This is a genomic window from Methylobacterium sp. WL116, assembly GCF_008039455.1.
GTDB lineage: Bacteria > Pseudomonadota > Alphaproteobacteria > Rhizobiales > Beijerinckiaceae > Methylobacterium.
Genome location: NZ_VRUV01000464.1, coordinates 1 through 3618 on the forward strand (window position 1 = coordinate 1; position 3618 = coordinate 3618).

1 protein-coding gene and 1 pseudogene are annotated in these 3618 nt (G+C 72.0%); both read left to right on the forward strand.

Annotation, left to right across the window (positions count from 1 at the left end; all coding sequences use genetic code 11):
- Positions 1–346: pseudogene (locus FV223_RS22780) on the forward strand (RND transporter); the annotation flags it as partial.
- A 13-nt stretch (positions 347–359) separates the two neighbouring features.
- A complete protein-coding gene (locus tag FV223_RS22785) occupies positions 360–3488 on the forward strand; it encodes an efflux RND transporter permease subunit (protein WP_147729125.1) in 3129 nt (1042 codons plus the stop codon).
- Positions 3489–3618 lie beyond the last annotated feature (130 nt).

The following is a 3618-nucleotide window of genomic DNA, read 5'->3' on the forward strand; positions in this document are numbered from 1 at the left end:
GCTCGAGCTCGCCTATCGCGGCGCCGGCCTCGCCGACCGGGCCCAGGCGGTGCCGATCCAGTTCGCCGTGCGCGACGCGCCGCCCGAGCTGCGCACCGGCCAGTTCGTGACGGTGCTCGCCGCCACCGACACGCAGCAGACCGGCCTCGCCCTGCCGCGGCTCGGCGTGGTCCGCGGCGGCAACGGCCAGACCCTGGTCTACGAGCACGTCGCCCCCGAGCGCTTCGCGCCGCGCGAGGTCCAGGTCGAGCCCCTCGACGCCGCCCGCGTCCGGGTGGTCTCCGGGCTCGAGCCCGGCCGGCGGATCGTGACGCAGGGCGCCGAGCTCCTCAACCAGATCCGCTGACGGGAGCCCGCGCATGTTCACGCTCCTCGTCACCCAGGCCCTGCGGAACCGGCTGGCGGTGCTCGCCGTCGCCGCGATCCTCGTCGTCTACGGCGCCTTCACCGTCACGCGGCTGCCCGTCGACGTCTTCCCCGACCTCAACCGGCCCACCGTCACCATCATGTCGGAGGCCGAAGGGCTCGCGCCGCAGGAGGTCGAGCAGCTCGTCACCTTCCCGCTCGAGACGCAGATGAACGGGCTGCCCGGCGTCACCCGGGTGCGCTCGGTCTCCGGCGTCGGGCTGTCGGTGGTCACTGTCGAGTTCGACTGGGGCACCGACATCTACCGCAACCGCCAGCAGGTGGCCGAGCGCCTTGCGATGGCGCGGCCGCAGCTGCCGGCGGAGGTGAGCCCGACGATGGGGCCGATCTCCTCGATCATGGGGCAGATCGTCATGGTCGCGCTCACCGGCGACACGGTCGATCCGATGCGCCTGCGCGAGATCGCCGACTTCACGATCCGGCCGCGCCTGCTCTCGATTCCCGGCGTCGCGCAGGTGATCCCGATGGGCGGCGAGGTCCGCCAGTTCCGCGTCGCGCCGCAGCCCGCCGCGTTGCGGGCGCTCGGCGTCAAGCAGGCCCAGCTCGAGGCGGCGCTGGCGCAGTTCGGCACCAACACCGGCGGCGGCTTCACCGACCAGTACGCCCGCGAATACCTGATCCGGAACCTCGGCCGGACGATGGACCTCGACGACCTGCGCAACATGGTCGTCGCCACGGTCGACGGGCGGCCGGTCTTCCTGCGGCAGGTGGCGGAGGTATCGTTCTCGGCGCGCGTGAAGCGGGGCGATGCCGGCTACATGGGCGCGCCGGCGGTGGTGATCTCGGTGGAGAAGCAGCCCGGCACCGACACCGTCGCGCTCACCGCGCGGATCGAGGCGGCGCTCGCCGAGATCACCGCCACCCTGCCGAAGGGCGTGCGCGCCGACCGGCTGATCTTCCGGCAGGCGAACTTCATCGAGACCTCGATCGGCAATGTCGAGCACGTGCTGGTGGAAGCGATCGCGGTAGTGGCGATCGTCCTGTTCGCGTTCCTGCTGAACCTGCGCACCACGGCGATCTCGCTCACCGCGATCCCGGTCTCGATCCTGGCGACGGCCATCGCCTTCCACCTCGCCGGCCTGTCGATCAACACGATGACCCTCGGGGGGCTCGCCATCGCCATCGGCGAGCTGGTCGACGACGCCGTGGTCGACGTCGAGAACATCTTCCGGCGCCTGCGCGAGAACCGCGCGGCGGGCGACCCGCGCTCGACCTTCGACGTGGTGGTCTCCGCCTCGCAGGAGGTGCGCTCGGGCATCGTCTACGCGACGATGGTGATCGTGCTGGTGTTCGTGCCGCTGTTCGCGCTCTCCGGCATCGAGGGCCGGCTGTTCGCGCCGCTGGGGCAGGCCTACATCGTCGCGATCCTGGCGAGCCTCGTGGTCTCGATCACCCTGACGCCGGTGATGGCCTACTACCTCCTGCCCGGCCTCAAGCGCCTCGACCAGCACGAGAGCGGGCTGATCCGCGGGCTCAAGTGTGCCCTGGCCGCGACCCTGCGCGTCGCCCTGCCCCGCGGGCGCCCGATCCTGCTCGCGGCCGGGCTCGCGGTCGCGGCCGCCGCCGTCGCGGCGACGTGGCTGCCGCGCGCCTTCCTGCCGCCGTTCAACGAGGGCTCGTTCACCGTCAACATGGCGTTCAACCCCGGCATCTCGCTGCCCGAGAGCAACCGGATGGGGCTGGTGGCCGAGCGCCTGCTTCTCGAGATCCCGGACGTGCGCTCGGTCGGCCGCCGCACCGGCCGGGCCGAGCTCGACGAGCATGCCGAGGGCGTCCACTCCTCCGACCTCGAGGTCGACCTGAAGCCCGGCGCCCGGCCCAAGGACGCCCTCGTCGCCGACATCCGCGCCCGCCTCGCCCTGCTGCCGGTCTCCGTCAACGTCGGCCAGCCGATCTCGCACCGGCTCGACCACATGCTCTCGGGGGTGCGCGCCGAGATCGCGCTGAAGATCTTCGGCGACGACCTCGATACGTTGCGGCGCCTCGCCGACGACCTGCGCCAGCGCCTGTCCGCGATCCCCGGCATCGCCGACCTGCAGGTCGAGAAGCAGGTGCTGATCCCGCAGCTCGAGGTCCGCGTCGACTACGCGCGGGCCGCCCTCTATGGGGTGCAGCCGGCGGCGCTCGTGGACCAGCTGAGCCGGCTCTCGAACGGCCAAGTGGTCTCGCGCGTGGTCGACGGCATCCGCCGCTTCGACGTGGTGATGCGGCTCTCCGACACCCAGCGCACCACCCAGGCGCTCGGCGACCTCCTGGTCGAGACGCCCTCCGGCTGGGTGCCGGCCCGCCAGATCGCCGACATCCGCGAGACCGACGGCCCGAACCAGATCCTTCGCGAGAACGCGCGCCGGCGCATCGTCGTCCAGGCCAACACCGCGCCCGGCGCCGACATGGGCCGGGTCGTCGCCGCCATCCGCCAGCAGGTGGATGCGACCCGGTGGCCGGCCGGGTACGCGACCAGCCTCGAAGGCGCGTTCCAGGCGCAGGGCGAGGCGGCGCGCACCATCGGCCTGCTCTCGCTCGTGTCGCTGGCGCTTGTCTTTACCCTGCTCTACGGCCGCTACCGCTCGGCCGTGCTGACGCTGATCATCCTCGGCAGCATCCCGCTGGCGCTGATCGGCTCGGTGGTCGCCCTGTGGCTCGCCGGGCAGCCGCTCTCGGTCGCCTCGATGATCGGCTTCATCACCCTGACCGGCATCGCGACGCGCAACGGCATCCTCAAGATCAGCCATTGGCTGAACCTCGCGATCCACGAGGACCTGCCGTTCGGGCCGGACCTCGTGATTCGCGGCAGCCTGGAGCGGCTGACGCCGGTGCTGATGACCGCGCTCGCCGCCGGCATCGCGCTGGCGCCGCTGCTCGTCGGCGCCGACGCGCCCGGCAAGGAGATCCTGCACCCGGTCGCCGTGACGATCTTCGGCGGCCTGATCAGCGCGACGCTGCTCGACACGGTGCTGACGCCGATCCTGTTCCTCGGCTTCGGCCGCCGGCCGGTGGAGCGCCTGCGCGCCGCCGCCCGGGCGGAGGCGCCGACCGGGGTTGCGACGGCCGATGCGTTTTGACGGTGCGTCTTCCCTCCCCCGCAAAGGGGGGAGGGAAGACGCACCTAGTCCTGCTGAACCAATGTCGCCACCCCGTAAAACCCAGGAGCCGTCCATGCGCCCCGTCCTCGCCATCGCCCTCCTCCTCGCC